Here is a 13,485-nt window from a genome sequence, read left to right as displayed (position 1 = left end):
TTAGATTATTTTTCGCATCTTATTTCCCCCGGACTGGCCTGCTAACGTTGCCCATATTGGCTGCAACGTGGTGAACGCGCGACGCAGCGTTTCATCATCCAGGGTGAAGGGAAGACGTAAATTTCGCTCGCCGCTTCCGGCCAGACCAAAACGCGTCCCCACGCCAATATGAATTCCGCTGCCTTCCGCGCGCGCGGCAAAACGTGTCGCCATCATTTCTGGCAGTTCAACCCAAAACGACAGTCCGCCCTCCGGCATCCTGAATTTCCACTGTGGGAAATACTCCTGCATCAGCGAGGCACACATGTCGCGACGGGCTTTCAGCTGATGACGTCTTGCGGGCAGGAGAGTACTTTCGTTTTCCAGTAACCAGCAGGTGGCCAGCTGTTCCAGCAGTGGCGAACCTAAATCCAGGGTATCCCGGGTTTGAACCAACGCGGCAATGGTTTGTGACGATGCTCGGATCCAGCCCAGTCGTAATCCGCCCCAAAAGCTTTTGCCGGTTGAACCCACGCTAATAATCGGCGCCTCGCGGTTAAAGGCCGCCAGTGGAGGCGGCGGCGGCGCGTTGTACCATAAATCGACCATGGTTTCGTCCACGACCAGCGTCGTGCAGGTGCGGGCTGCCAGATCGGCGACGGTCTGCCGCGTGGCGTGATCCATGCATTGCCCGGTGGGGTTTTGAAAATCGGGCATCAGATACGCCAGGCGCGGGGCCGTCTGGGCAATGATCGCCGCCAACCCATCGGTATCCCATCCCCGGTCCGGCAGCGGCAGAGCCACCGGACGGCAGGAGGCTCCCTCAATGGCGGAAATCGCCAGCGGATAGGTGGGTGTTTCCACCACCACCCGATCGCCCGGCCCGGTCAGATAGCGCAGAATCAGCGCCAGCCCGCTGACCGCCCCGTTCACCAGCATAATTTCATCGGCATGAGTAGCCAGACCGCGAGCGGTGTAGCGTTGGGCAATCGCCTCGCGTAACGCAGGCAGGCCATGCTGATCGTAGCCTGTCGTAGCAAGGTACTCCGGCAGCATCGATAGCGCATGGCTATAGGCCTGGTGAATTTCTGCCCCTGCCGCCAGCGCGGCGGTAGAGAGATTCAGCGTTTGGGCGGTATTTAAGCGTGGCGTGGACGGGCGGTTTTCACCAGCCAGTCTCACCGTCGAGCCACTGCCCTGGCGACTCTGTACGTAACCCTCATCACGCAACTGCGCCAGCGCGCTGGCAATGGTCGTACGGCTAACGCCAAGCGCGCTGGCGAATTCGCGCTCGCCAGGCAGGCGGGTATCCAGCGGCAGTCGGCCATCAAGAATCAGCAACCGCAGCGCATCGGTAAGCTGGCGCCAGAGCGGCGTGGAAGAGGGGCTTTCCTGCCACTGACCGAGCAGGCGAACTAATGATTGGGTGGCGGAACGTCGGCGCATCAGAGCAGTCCACTTTTTAAAAACTGGTCATTAATCATAATGCCATTTTTGTCGATGATGAAAGCATCAATACGACAGGCAGAGGTATTTATGTTACGCCGACTGATTCAGCTTTATATCGGATTAATACTTTACGGCGTCTCGACTGCCGTTTACGTGCGCGCCAACCTGGGAGCCGACCCATGGAACGTTTTTCACCTCGGCGTTGCCGGACTGGCATCGATGGATATTGGCATGGTGATGATCCTCACCGGTGCGGCGGTACTGTTGCTGTGGATCCCGCTGCGTCAGCGTCCGGGGCTTGGCACCATCAGTAACGTGATTGTGCTCGGGCTGGCGGCAGACGCGACGCTGTCGCTGATGCCGCCGCTGGAATCACTCTGGTTACGTGCCGTGCTGTTGCTGCTGGCGGTCCTGCTGAATGCGCTGGCCACCGGGATGTACATCGGCGCAGGGTTTGGCGCAGGTCCGCGCGATGGGCTGATGACCGGTATTCACGCCCGGACCGGCTGGCCGATCCGGCGGATTCGTACCACTATCGAAATCTCGGTGCTGTTGATTGGCATCGTGCTGGGCGGCGCGTTTGGCATCGGGACCGTACTGTACGCGTTGGCGATTGGTCCATTAATCCAGATTTGCCTGCCGTGGTTCCAGCTACCCCGCGCAGCGCCGCCCGCGCCGATGAAGGCCGAGCCGCTCTCCTGAACAAAACGGCATCACGCCAGCGCGCTGATGCCGTGTCCCATCATGTAGATTCCCACCACAATAATCAGTGCGCCGGAAAACCACGGCGCTTTACGCGACAGTTCGCCAAACCCGCTCCAGCGTTTGCTGACGTGCTTGAGGCCGATGGCGGCAATCGCGCCGGAAGCCACCAGCGTCAGCGCGAGCCCGACGCTGAAGCTCAATACCAGCGTGGCGCCCAGCGCAACGTGCTTGAGTTGCAGACAGATCAGCAGAATAGTGATTGACGCCGGGCAGGGGATTAGCCCGCCGGTCAGGCCAAACATCACGATTTGCCCGGTGGTGACGTCCTGTCCTTTAAAGCGACGATTGATCTCTTCGGCATGCGCGCGCTGATGCGCATCCTGCCAGTCGGCATCGACCAGATTTGCGTGGGGGTGATGAGGGGCATGATGATCGTGGTGGTGGTGAGCGTGGTCATGATGGTGATGTTCATGGTCATGATGGTGATGATCGTGCGCGCCGTGCGACTCACGCCAGGTGCGCCACAGCATCCACAACGCGATGGCAATAATGATTATCCCGGAAAGCAGCTGAAACCAGGGCTCGGCGGTTTGCGCATCCCAGCCGCGGCCAAACCACATGCCTGCCATTGCGATGATCCACACGACCACCGTGTGCGACAGCGTCGCCGCCAGCCCTAATAGAACTGCCTGTTTCAGCGTCCCTCGAATGGCAACGATAAAGGCCGCCATCATCGTTTTTGAATGCCCCGGCTCCAGCCCATGCAGCGCGCCAAGCAGAATTGCGCCGGGGATAAAGAACCAGGCATTGCCTTGTTGTAAGAGTGTGGTGAAGTCGGTCATTGTCGGCAGGATCCTTGCAAAAAGTGCATGCACTATACTCCCACCCAGTAGCCATATACTACCCCCAAGTATAAAAATGCCCAGTGAAGAGCGCCCGTGGTATGCTTGCGCAGGAGTTAAGAAAGGATCCCGCTATGTCACATACCGTTCGCCACAAGAAGATGTTATTGACGCGCCTGAAGAAAATTCAGGGGCAGAGCGCCGCGCTGGAAAAAATGCTCAACCGCGACCATGAATGTGCCGAAGTGCTACAGCAACTGGCGGCGATTCGTGGGGCGGTAAACGGCATGATGATGCAGGTGATTCAGGGCCATCTCACCGATCACGTGGTGAAAGAGCCCGAAGAGACGCAGCGTGAGGCCGATCTCGATGTGGTGATGCAGGTGATTAAGTCTTATCTGAAGTAGCGTGCGTCCTGAGGTTGTTCTCCGCCCAGAGAATAAAGGCCTCTTTCGGTAAGGCTTTGCTATAGAGCCAGCCTTGTCCAAACTGGACGCCATGCTCGTGCAGCCATGCCTCCTGGCAGGTGGTTTCAATGCCTTCCGCCACGATATTCAGCTGTAGCGTTTTCGCCATCTCGATGATGTAGGGCGTCACCTGCGCGTACTCCAGCGCGTCAACGAAGGATTTGTCCAGCTTTAAGGTATCGACTTCCAGATCCTGGAGATAGCGCAGGCTGGAATAACCGGTACCAAAGTCATCGATATAGATTGCGTGTCCCGCCTCGCGGTAGGCGTTAAGCGCCGGCAGCGTGGTTTTCGGGTCGGCAAAGCCGCGTTCGGTCAACTCCAGCGCTACCTGCTGCGGCTGCACCTGCCAGATTCGCAGCTGCTGGTGTAGCAGAGTTTGCAGCACCACCGATTGAAAATCAGCGACTGAGAGATTAATCGACACGTGCAGTTCAGGGTGCAGACTTAGCCATTTACCCAGATCGTGGAAGACCGTTTTGACGACGCTTTCTGTCAGCGCGGTAATGAGCCCGCATTGTTCTGCAAGTGGAATAAAGATCTCCGGCGAGAGATAAGTGCCGTCCGGTTGTTTCCAGCGTGCGAGCGCTTCACAGCCCACCACTTTACCGTCGCTTAGCGACACAATCGGCTGATAGTAAACGGAAATATCGGCGTTGTTTAACGCATCCTGCATTCGTTGTTTTGGTGATTGCAGACGTTTTAGCACCCGCAGAATCAGCCAGCAGGCAAGCAGGCTGATGACCATGCCCGCCGGTACCCAAATCATCAGCTGATGCCGTAAACGCGTCGACAGCGGGAGGGTGGACGACCAGGTCATGATCGTGACCTGTATATCAGGGAACTGACGCACGGTGTAGACCACGTTGTTGCTGGTCAGCGATGACAGATGCTCCTGCTTGATACGTTGCCATGCCTGTTGGTCGAGCGGCGCGCTGCTGGCGAGCACGCGGTTGTTATGGGTGCTGATCAGCGCGACCTGGGTGGTCGAGTTGGTAAACGGAATGACGTCAATAAACGAGATCGGGTCGATAATCACCATATGGTGTTCGGAGGCGAAAGCCGCCATATAACGCTGAATACCCAGATCGTTTCTCTCGGTGTACCAGGCGCGATAGCCCGCGGGGATAATGCGGTCCGGCGGTGGGAAGGTAAAGCCGTTGCCGTCACTTTCCAGCGACGAACATTGGACGGTATTTCCATCGAGATACAGCACTTCCTGGATATAGCGCCAGGAGTAGGAGAGACGGCGCATGGCCTGCAGGTGTTCCGGGTCACACCCGGACACTTGGAGTGAATCCATCTCCCGCAGCGCGCCTTTTGCCTGCTCCATAACCTGTTCGGTGCGAATAAAGACCCTGGAGGCGTAGGTCTCCTGCTCATCGATAAACTGATTGTGCGCTTCACGTTGGGCGAGCCAGACACTCAGCAGTATCGGCAAAAAAATGGCCAAAATAAGCACGCCGGTTATCAGACCGACCAGATGTCGAGTTGTCACTGCCAGTCCTTATCCTGGGCTAAGTACGACAAGTATACCTGACAATCCAGACGGTTATTACGCGAAATCGCTCGTTTGTTCAAATGACAGCAGGCTAGCGCCGATGCGCCAGCGAACGTACCAGCCTGTCGCCGCCCATCTGCACCGCCTGCACCATCAGTACCAGAATTAACACGGTGCCGACCATAATTTGATCGTTAAACCGCTGATAACCGTAGCGAATGGCTAAGTCACCGAGCCCGCCGCCGCCGATAACGCCGGCCATTGAGGAAAAGCCAATCAGCATCACAATGGTTAGGGTGGTGGCGGCCAGCAACGCGGGCAGCGCTTCGGGGAGTAGCGCTTTGGCGATGACGTGCCAGACGCTCCCGCCCATCGACAACACTGCTTCAATTCGCCCGTAGTCCACTTCATCCAGCGCGTTTTCCGTCAGGCGCGCGAAAAAGGGGAATGCGCCGATGGTAATGGGCACAATCGCCGCGGTGCTGCCAAGCGTGGTGCCCACCAGCAGACGGGTAAAGGGTATCAGCGCAATCAGCAGCACAATAAACGGCAGCGAGCGACCGGTATTGATGACTGCGCCCAGCACTGCGTTAAGGCGCGGCATCGGCACTAATCCCTGACGGCGCGAGATGAACAGTAATACCCCCAGCGGCAGGCCAATCAGCACGGTAAACAGCGCTGCCAGACCCACCATGTACAGCGTCTCCAGCGTGCCGTTGACCAGCAGCGGCCATAAATCTTCCCAGCTCATGCGACTATGCATAATTGTCTCCTGTCGAGGCCATGACGTGCCAGGAAGCGGCGTTCTTCGTCGCCATCCCCCAGCAAAATATCGCGCAGGCGCGACCAGGGAGAGGCCAGCAGATCGGCGATTTTACCGCTCTCCTGGAGTTCGCCACCTTCAAGTAGCGCCACGTGATCGCAGAGATTTTTCACCACTTCCAACTGGTGGGTAATCAGAACAATCGTCAGCCCAAGCTGGCGGTTAATGGTTTCCAGTAGCGCCAGCACGCTGGCAGTGGTCTCGGCGTCGAGCGCGCTGGTCGCTTCATCGCACAGCAGCACGTCGGGTTCCGCCGCCAGCGCGCGGGCAATGCCTACGCGCTGTTTTTGGCCTCCGGAAAGCTGGGAGGGGAAGGCGTCAGCTTTGTCGCTAAGCCCCACCAGCGCCAGCAGTTCGGCGACGCGTTGTTGCCGCTGCGCTTTGGCAATACCGGCAATTTCCAGCGGCACCGCGACGTTGTCAGCGACGCTGCGGGCGTGTAATAGGTTGAAGTGCTGAAAAATCATGCCGGTGCGCAGACGATGGGCGCGCAGCTGCGCCTTATCGTACTGCGCAATATCTTCTCCGTTGAACAGGACGCGGCCCGCGCTGGGCCGCTCCAGTAAATTCAGGCAACGAATCAGGGTACTTTTACCTGCGCCGCTGCGCCCGAGTATCCCGTAAATCGCCCCTTTCGGAACGCTAAACGACACGTTGTTGAGTGCCGGTTGGCCGCCTCCGGCATACTGCTTGCTCAGCCCTTCAATAACGATCATGACTGTGGCGCGCTAACCGGGATCACTGAGCCGTTATAGTGCTGGCGAATAAATTCCGCCACCTGCGGCGAGGTCAGATCTTTAGCCAGCTCTTTGATGCGCGGATCGTTAGCCAACTGCGGGTTGGTGACCAGAATATTGGCATACGGGTTATGTTCGGCGCTCTCCAGCCCCAGCGCGTCTTTCGCCGGCGTCAGCCCAGCTTCCAGCGCATAGTTACCGTTGATCACCGCCAGATCGACGTCATCCAGCGAGCGCGGGATCTGCGGCGATTCCACTTCCAGAATCTTCAGCTTATGCGGGTTCTCAACGATATCTTTTGGCGTTGCCAGCGTGGTGGCCGGGTCGGTAAATTTGGCCGCGAGCTTAATCAGCCCTTTGCTTTGCAGCAGGAACAGCGCGCGGCTCAGGTTGGTGGTGTTGTTCGGTACCGCCACGGTGGCGCCTTCCGGCAGCGACTGCAGATCTTTGTGCTTGTGCGAATAGATGCCCAACGGCTCAATGTGCACCGTCGCGGCGACGGCGAAGGTTTTACCCAACGCTTTTTCCTGATCTTTCAGATACGGCACGTGCTGGAAGTAGTTGGCGTCGACGTCGCCGTTGGCCAACAGTTCGTTGGCGTTAACGCCGCTGGTCAGTTCGACGATTTTCAGATCCAGCTTCGGATCCTGTTTCTTAATAAAGTTAAGGATTTCTGCATGTGGAACCGGGTCAGCAGCGATACGCAGCGGCTCGGCAGATGCGCTCCAGGCCAGAGAAAGAGACAGTGCAACCCCTGCCAGTTTGAATGCGGCATGTTTCATGGTGTGTTTCCTTATTGTTTTGGTGTCAGGCAATCAGTTGTTCGCTGCGGGCGCGCAGCACATCACGGTAATAGCGTTCTGCCACGTCCGGGTGGGATCGCAGGCGGCCTTTCAGATAGTTCCAGCCCACATCGCGTAGCAGTGGATTCTGCGGATCGCTTTGTGGCCCGTTGGCTTCCCGCGCCAGCGTTTCAGGCAGCGAGTAAACCGGCACCACGGCGTCCAGCTGAGCGCCGAGGAAGAAGGCGATAGACAGGCGCTGCTGATTGGCTGGTGGCGTCACCACGCGATGGACGGTAGCGCGCAGATAGCCATTGGTCGCCAGCTCCAGCAGTTCGCCAATGTTCACCACAAAGCTGCCGGGCAGCGGGACCGCATCGATCCACTGACCGTCGCTGACCTCCACCTGTAGACCTTTCTGGTCATCTTGCAGCAGGAAGCTCAGGAAGCCGGAATCTTTGTGCGCGCCAACACCCTGGGTGCTGTTCTGCGTCTCCTGCTGGCCCGGATAGCGAATCAGCTTGATATGTTCGTTCGGCTTTTCGCCGTACAGGGTATCGAAGGCTTCCGGCGGCAACTGGAGCGACTCGGCAAAGGCGCGCAGTAGCGTCATGGCCATCTCGGTCATCGCGCGTTGCCATTGCAGTAGAACCGGGCGCAACGTCGGCAGCGCTTCGGGCCACAGATTTGGCCCCTGTAATTGCAGCCAGCGTGGATCGTGTTCCCTTAGGGTAATCGCCTGGCGTTCCGCGCCGATATCAAACTGTTCTCGCCAGTCTGGTTGCCCGCGGGTGAGCTCGGCGGCGCTGCGGTTGTAGCCACGAAAATGCGGGGAGTGAATCATCGCCACCTGCTGTTTTTGTTCGTCGGACAGGGCGAAAAAGCGGCGGGATTCAGACTGTAACGACTGCTGTAGGGCGTCGTTGATGCCGTGATCGGTCAGATAAAAAAAGCCAACGTCGCGGGCTGCGTGGCGAAGCTCTTGCAGAAATTCAGCGCGCTCAGATGGCTGATGATAGCGGGCCAGGCTGAGGATTGGCAGGGTGGTCAGACTCATGGTGCTCTCCATTTTGCAGATGAATGCCGTGGTATTCAGGTGGTGCGAATGCGGGATGACAACAACAGCGCTGCATGGGATATCTCCTTTGGGTTAATGGAGACAGACTGCCTGATGGCGGAGGAGGCGACCAATAACGTTATTTTCTAATTTATGACGAAGTGGGGGTCTGAGCTTTTGCGAAATTTTGCTAAAGCGCACGGCACAAGGCCGTGCGCGCGAGAAGGGGATTAATGCTGATTCGGCGCGGCAATATCTGCGCTGATGCGCAGGCCATCTTCGTCAAAGATCATGCAGTGCTGGTTATCGAAGGCGAGGTCAATTTGCTGCCATGGGCGGAAATGAACGTCCCCCGGCAGCAGAATTTTCACGTTATCGTGGCCGTAGCACTGACCGAACAGATAGGTATTGTTGCCAAGACGCTCGACCACTTCACAGTTAAAGGCCAGTACCGTCCCGCTTGTGGTGTTGGTTGAGAGATGCTCCGGGCGAATGCCCAGCGTGACGGTGGCGCCCGGCGTGAGTGGGGTGGTCTCTATAGCCAGCGTCAGCGTGTGCTGCTGGGCGAGTTTCACGGTCAGCGAGCCTGGCTGCCAGTCGGCAACGGTAGCGGGCAGGAAGTTCATCTTCGGTGAGCCGATGAACCCGGCGACGAACTTATTGATCGGATTGTAGTAAAGATCCATCGGTGAACCCATCTGCTCAACCTTACCGTAGTTCATCACCACGATTTTATCGGCCAGCGTCATTGCTTCGACCTGATCGTGGGTGACATACACCATGGTGGTTTTCAGCTCCTGGTGCAGGCGCGCAATGTGCAGACGCATATCCACGCGCAGTTCGGCGTCGAGGTTTGACAGCGGTTCATCGAACATAAAAACGCGAGGGTTACGCACGATGGCACGCCCAATGGCCACACGCTGGCGCTGGCCGCCGGAAAGTTGCTTTGGTTTACGATCCAGCAGGTGAGAAAGCTGTAGCGTTTTGGCGACCATTTCGACCTGACGACGAATATCGTCTTTCGGCACTTTGTTCACTTTCAGGCCGTAGCCCATGTTCTCGGCGACGGTCATGTGTGGGTAGAGCGCGTAAGACTGGAATACCATCGCCACACCGCGGTGCGACGGCGCGACATCGTTCATGACTTCGTCGCCGATCAGTACTTCGCCGTCGCTGACCTCTTCCAGCCCGGCAATCATCCGCAGCAGCGTTGACTTGCCGCAGCCGGATGGGCCGACAAACACGGCAAATTCGCCGTCTTCAATATCGAGATTGACATTATGCAGCGTGACGGTGCTGCCAAAGCGTTTTGTGACGTTCCTCAGTCGGATATTAGACATCGACGTTCCCCGAAGTTGTTAACCTTTGCCTGCCGTTGGAGGAGGGCCGCTGAATGTCATTTGTGTATTACGTATTACAATTCAGTCAGGCGATGCTCAACAGCGTAAAAATCTTGGAAAGACTATAACTTCCGCTAATTACGTGCCCTATATCGATGTTTCATTTCTGCAATCACGATCACACAACTCGCAGTTGTTAGTGGTTTTATCATTACTCAAAGCGTAGCGTATAACAAAGTAAAGGCGGCCGAGTAACTCGGTGCTAAACAAGCATTATACGTATCACAGCGTTCTGTACCCTGTAGTCAAAAACGATAAATTGTTACACCTTCACATGAGGTTGATAATGAAAAAGAACACTATTGCCGCACTTGTCCTTACCACTCTGGCCGCGGGGCAGTTGATTAGCCTGCAGGCTCACGCGGCTACGCAGCTTAACGTCTGGGAAGACATAAAGAAATCCGCCGGAATTAAGGATGCTATCGCTGATTTCGAAAAACAGTATGACGTTAAGGTCAACGTGCAGGAGATGCCCTACGCGCAGCAGCTGGAAAAACTGCGCCTTGATGGCCCGGCAGGGATTGGCCCTGATGTTCTGGTTATTCCAAACGATCAGCTCGGTGGCGCGGTGGTTCAGGGGCTGCTGTCGCCGCTGAAGCTTGACCAGAAGCAAATTGATGAGTTTACCCCTGCATCGATTAACGCTTTTCGTATGGACAACGCTCTGTATGGTGTGCCGAAAGCGGTCGAAACGCTGGTGCTGATTTACAACAAAGATTTAATCGATAAGCCGCTGGCCAGCCTTCCGGAATGGTATGACTATTCGAAAACCCAGCGTGCGCAGAACAAATACGGGCTGCTCGCCAAGTTCGACCAGATTTACTACAGCTGGGGCGCGATTGGCCCGATGGGCGGCTATATCTTTGGCGATAACGGCAAAGGCGGCTACAACGCGCAGGATGTCGGTCTGAACAAGCCTGGCGCCGTGGAAGCGGTAACTTACCTGAAAAAATTCTATGCCGACGGCGTCTTCCCTGCGGGAATTATTGGCGACAACGGTCTGAACGCCATTGATTCGCTGTTCACTGAGAAGAAAGCGGCGGCGGTTATCAATGGACCGTGGGCTTTCCAGCCGTATGAAGCCGCCGGCATCAACTACGGTGTGGCACCGCTACCAAATCTGCCGGACGGTAAACCGATGAGCTCCTTCCTTGGCGTGAAGGGCTACGTGGTGTCGACATGGAGTAAAGATAAGGAGATGGCGCAGAAGTTCATCGCGTTTATTAACCAGCCGCAGTATGTGAAAACGCGCTATATCGCGACGCGTGAGATCCCACCGCAGAAGGCGATGATTGACGATCCGATTATCAAGAACGATGAGAAAGCCAGCGCCGTTGCGGTGCAAGCGGCGCGCGCGACGGCAATGCCGGGTATTCCGGAAATGGGCGAAGTGTGGGGGCCGGCCAACGCGGCGCTCGAGCTGAGCCTCACCGGTAAGCAAGAGCCGAAAGCGGCGCTCGATAACGCCGAAAAACAGGTCAAGATGCAGATCGAAGCCATGCAGGCGAGTAACCAGTAAGCGCTGACGTCACGGACGGGAGGGGGACCTCCCGTTTTAAGAAGGAGCCGTGTGTGATTATCAATCCAAGCGAAAATGTAAACAGAGCGCAGGGGGCTGGTCGCCATGCGTGGTGTGGCCTGTTGTTGGCCATTGTGCCTGGCTTTGGCCAGTTCTATCACCGCCAGTGGCTAAAGGGACTTATCTTCCTGGTGCTGCTCAGCAGCTTTATGGGGGTGTTTTATGATTTCTTGCGTGAAGGGCTGTGGGGGCTATACACGTTGGGAGAAGAGGTACCGCGCGATAACTCTATTTTCCTGTTAGCGGAAGGGATTATCAGCGTCCTGATTGTCGCCTTTGGCGTTACCGTCTATTACCTCTCCTTGCGTGATGCGTGGGTCAACGGCAAGAAGCGCGATGAAGGCCAGCAGCTGAACAGCGTGCGCAAGCAGTATCAGATGCTGCTGAGCGATGGCTTTCCCTATCTCATGATCACCCCCGGGTTCATCCTGCTGGTATTCGTGGTGATTTTCCCGATCCTGTTTGGTTTTGCCATCGCCTTTACCAACTACAACCTTTACCACACGCCGCCGGCAAAGTTGGTGGACTGGGTAGGGCTTAAGAACTTCGTCAATATTTTCACGCTGTCCATCTGGCGTTCGACCTTCTTTGATGTGCTGCAGTGGACGGTGGTCTGGACGCTGCTGGCTACCACGCTGCAATGTACCGTGGGCGTGCTGCTGGCGATTCTGGTGAACCAGAAGGATCTGCGCTTTAAGCCGCTTATCCGGACTATCTTTATTCTGCCGTGGGCGGTGCCGGGCTTTGTCACCATTCTGGTGTTTGCCGGGATGTTTAACGACTCTTTCGGCGTCATTAACAACGCAATTCTGGCGTTCTTCGGTATCAGCCCGAAAGCGTGGATGACCGATCCGTTCTGGACCAAGACCGCGCTGATTATGATGCAGACCTGGCTTGGCTTCCCGTTTGTGTTTGCCATGACCACGGGGGTATTGCAGGCGATTCCTGACGATCTCTACGAAGCGGCGACGATGGACGGTGCCAGCACCACCACCAAACTGCGCACGATTACGCTGCCGCTGGTGCTGTACTCGATTGCGCCCATCATCATCACGCAATACACCTTCAACTTTAACAACTTCAACATCATCTACTTGTTTAACAACGGTGGGCCGGCGGTGGCTGGGTCGAACGCGGGCGGTACGGATATTCTGGTGTCGTGGATCTATAAGCTGACTATGTCCTCTTCCCAGTACGCCATTGCGGCAACCATTACCATCCTGCTGTCGATTTTTGTCGTCGGGCTGGCGTTGTGGCAGTTCCGCGCCACGAAATCCTTCAAAAATGACGATATGGCGTAAGGGAATCACATGGCTAAATCACAAAGTATCAAACGTGAAAAATGGGTGCGTCTCTCGCTCTCCTGGCTGGTTATCGTGCTGGTTTCCACCATCATTATTTACCCGCTGATCTGGACCATTGGCGCGTCGCTTAACGCCGGTAACAGCCTGTTGAGTACCTCCATTATTCCGGAGAATCTGTCGTTCCAGCATTACGCGGATCTGTTTAACGGCCAGGTGAACTATATGACCTGGTACTGGAACTCGATGAAAATCAGCTTCCTGACCATGGTACTGACGCTGATCAGTGTCAGCTTCACCGCCTACGCGTTCTCGCGCTTTCGCTTTAAAGGGCGGCAGAACGGGCTGATGCTGTTTTTACTGCTGCAGATGATCCCGCAGTTTTCCGCGCTGATCGCCATTTTCGTGCTCTCTCAGCTGCTGGGGCTGATTAACAGCCACTTCGCGCTGGTGCTGATCTACGTGGCGGGGATGATCCCGATGAATACCTATCTGATGAAAGGCTATCTCGACGCGATCCCCAAAGATCTTGATGAGTCCGCGCGCATGGACGGGGCGAGTAACTTCCGCATCTTTATCGAGATAATCATGCCGCTGTCGAAGCCGATTGTGGCGGTGGTGGCGCTGTTTTCCTTCACCGGCCCGCTGGGGGATTTCATTCTCTCCAGCACCATCCTGCGTACGCCGGATAAATACACGCTGCCTATCGGGTTATACAACCTGGTGGCGCAAAAAATGGGCGCCAGTTACACCACCTACGCGGCAGGAGCCGTATTGATTGCCGTACCGGTGGCGATTCTCTATCTGACATTACAGAAATACTTCGTGTCCGGCCTGACCTCCGGCAGCACCAAAGGATAACC

The 13,485-nt window shown here is 56.4% G+C and carries 13 protein-coding genes; 5 read left to right on the top strand and 8 right to left on the bottom strand.

Translation table 11 applies throughout. The annotated features are described in order from the left end of the window. Window positions 1–1,428, bottom strand: coding sequence for a PLP-dependent aminotransferase family protein (locus GY169_RS17810; RefSeq protein WP_167577334.1), 1,428 nt, complete (start codon window positions 1,426–1,428; stop codon window positions 1–3). Between the two features lie 87 nt (window positions 1,429–1,515). Here GY169_RS17810 and GY169_RS17805 point away from each other — a divergent pair, with 87 nt between their 5' ends. Then, window positions 1,516–2,130, top strand: coding sequence for a YczE/YyaS/YitT family protein (locus GY169_RS17805; RefSeq protein ID WP_163445940.1), 615 nt, complete (start codon window positions 1,516–1,518; stop codon window positions 2,128–2,130). A gap of 11 nt (window positions 2,131–2,141) precedes the next feature. On the opposite strand, the gene GY169_RS17800 is transcribed toward GY169_RS17805, so the two are convergent. Continuing rightward, window positions 2,142–2,975, bottom strand: a complete 834-nt coding sequence (locus GY169_RS17800) for a nickel/cobalt efflux protein RcnA (protein WP_167576478.1) — start codon at window positions 2,973–2,975, stop codon at window positions 2,142–2,144. Between the two features lie 134 nt (window positions 2,976–3,109). On the opposite strand from GY169_RS17800, the gene GY169_RS17795 reads away from it, so the two are divergent. Further along, on the top strand, window positions 3,110–3,382 hold the full coding sequence (locus GY169_RS17795) for a metal/formaldehyde-sensitive transcriptional repressor (protein WP_065356860.1): 273 nt from the start codon (window positions 3,110–3,112) through the stop codon (window positions 3,380–3,382). On the opposite strand, the gene GY169_RS17790 is transcribed toward GY169_RS17795, so the two are convergent. The 6 genes from GY169_RS17790 to GY169_RS17765 form a co-directional block, all read right to left on the bottom strand. Then, window positions 3,363–4,940: an EAL domain-containing protein gene (locus tag GY169_RS17790; RefSeq protein ID WP_167576477.1), complete on the bottom strand. Its 1,578-nt coding sequence runs from the start codon at window positions 4,938–4,940 to the stop codon at window positions 3,363–3,365. The genes GY169_RS17795 and GY169_RS17790 overlap by 20 nt on opposite strands. A gap of 94 nt (window positions 4,941–5,034) precedes the next feature. Then, on the bottom strand, window positions 5,035–5,694 hold the full coding sequence (locus GY169_RS17785) for a methionine ABC transporter permease (RefSeq protein ID WP_167577333.1): 660 nt from the start codon (window positions 5,692–5,694) through the stop codon (window positions 5,035–5,037). After that, window positions 5,691–6,482, bottom strand: a complete 792-nt coding sequence (locus GY169_RS17780; protein WP_074416812.1) for a methionine ABC transporter ATP-binding protein — start codon at window positions 6,480–6,482, stop codon at window positions 5,691–5,693. The genes GY169_RS17785 and GY169_RS17780 overlap by 4 nt, the downstream gene beginning before the upstream one ends. Further along, entirely contained in the window at window positions 6,479–7,285 is an 807-nt protein-coding gene (locus tag GY169_RS17775) for a MetQ/NlpA family ABC transporter substrate-binding protein (protein WP_167576476.1), read from the bottom strand. Before GY169_RS17775 ends, GY169_RS17780 begins: the two co-directional genes overlap by 4 nt. A gap of 25 nt (window positions 7,286–7,310) precedes the next feature. Then, on the bottom strand, window positions 7,311–8,342 hold the full coding sequence (locus tag GY169_RS17770; protein WP_163445943.1) for an isopenicillin N synthase family dioxygenase: 1,032 nt from the start codon (window positions 8,340–8,342) through the stop codon (window positions 7,311–7,313). Between the two features lie 230 nt (window positions 8,343–8,572). Then, entirely contained in the window at window positions 8,573–9,682 is a 1,110-nt protein-coding gene (locus GY169_RS17765; RefSeq protein ID WP_064547968.1) for an ABC transporter ATP-binding protein, read from the bottom strand. A gap of 346 nt (window positions 9,683–10,028) precedes the next feature. On the opposite strand from GY169_RS17765, the gene GY169_RS17760 reads away from it, so the two are divergent. The 3 genes from GY169_RS17760 to GY169_RS17750 are packed head-to-tail and all read left to right on the top strand — an operon-like array spanning window position 10,029 to window position 13,483. After that, window positions 10,029–11,261, top strand: a complete 1,233-nt coding sequence (locus GY169_RS17760) for an extracellular solute-binding protein (protein WP_167576475.1) — start codon at window positions 10,029–10,031, stop codon at window positions 11,259–11,261. A 53-nt stretch (window positions 11,262–11,314) separates the two neighbouring features. Further along, window positions 11,315–12,622 (top strand): carbohydrate ABC transporter permease, encoded by a 1,308-nt coding sequence (locus GY169_RS17755; RefSeq protein WP_163445944.1) that lies wholly within the window; start codon window positions 11,315–11,317, stop codon window positions 12,620–12,622. A 9-nt stretch (window positions 12,623–12,631) separates the two neighbouring features. Next, complete coding sequence (locus tag GY169_RS17750; protein ID WP_167576474.1) at window positions 12,632–13,483, top strand: sugar ABC transporter permease; 852 nt, start codon at window positions 12,632–12,634, stop codon at window positions 13,481–13,483. The last annotated feature ends 2 nt before the right edge of the window (window positions 13,484–13,485 follow it).

It is taken from the genome of Kluyvera genomosp. 3 (assembly GCF_011765685.1).
Classification (GTDB): Bacteria; Pseudomonadota; Gammaproteobacteria; order Enterobacterales; family Enterobacteriaceae; genus Kluyvera; species Kluyvera georgiana_A.
This window is presented reverse-complemented; position numbering and strand designations above follow the sequence as displayed.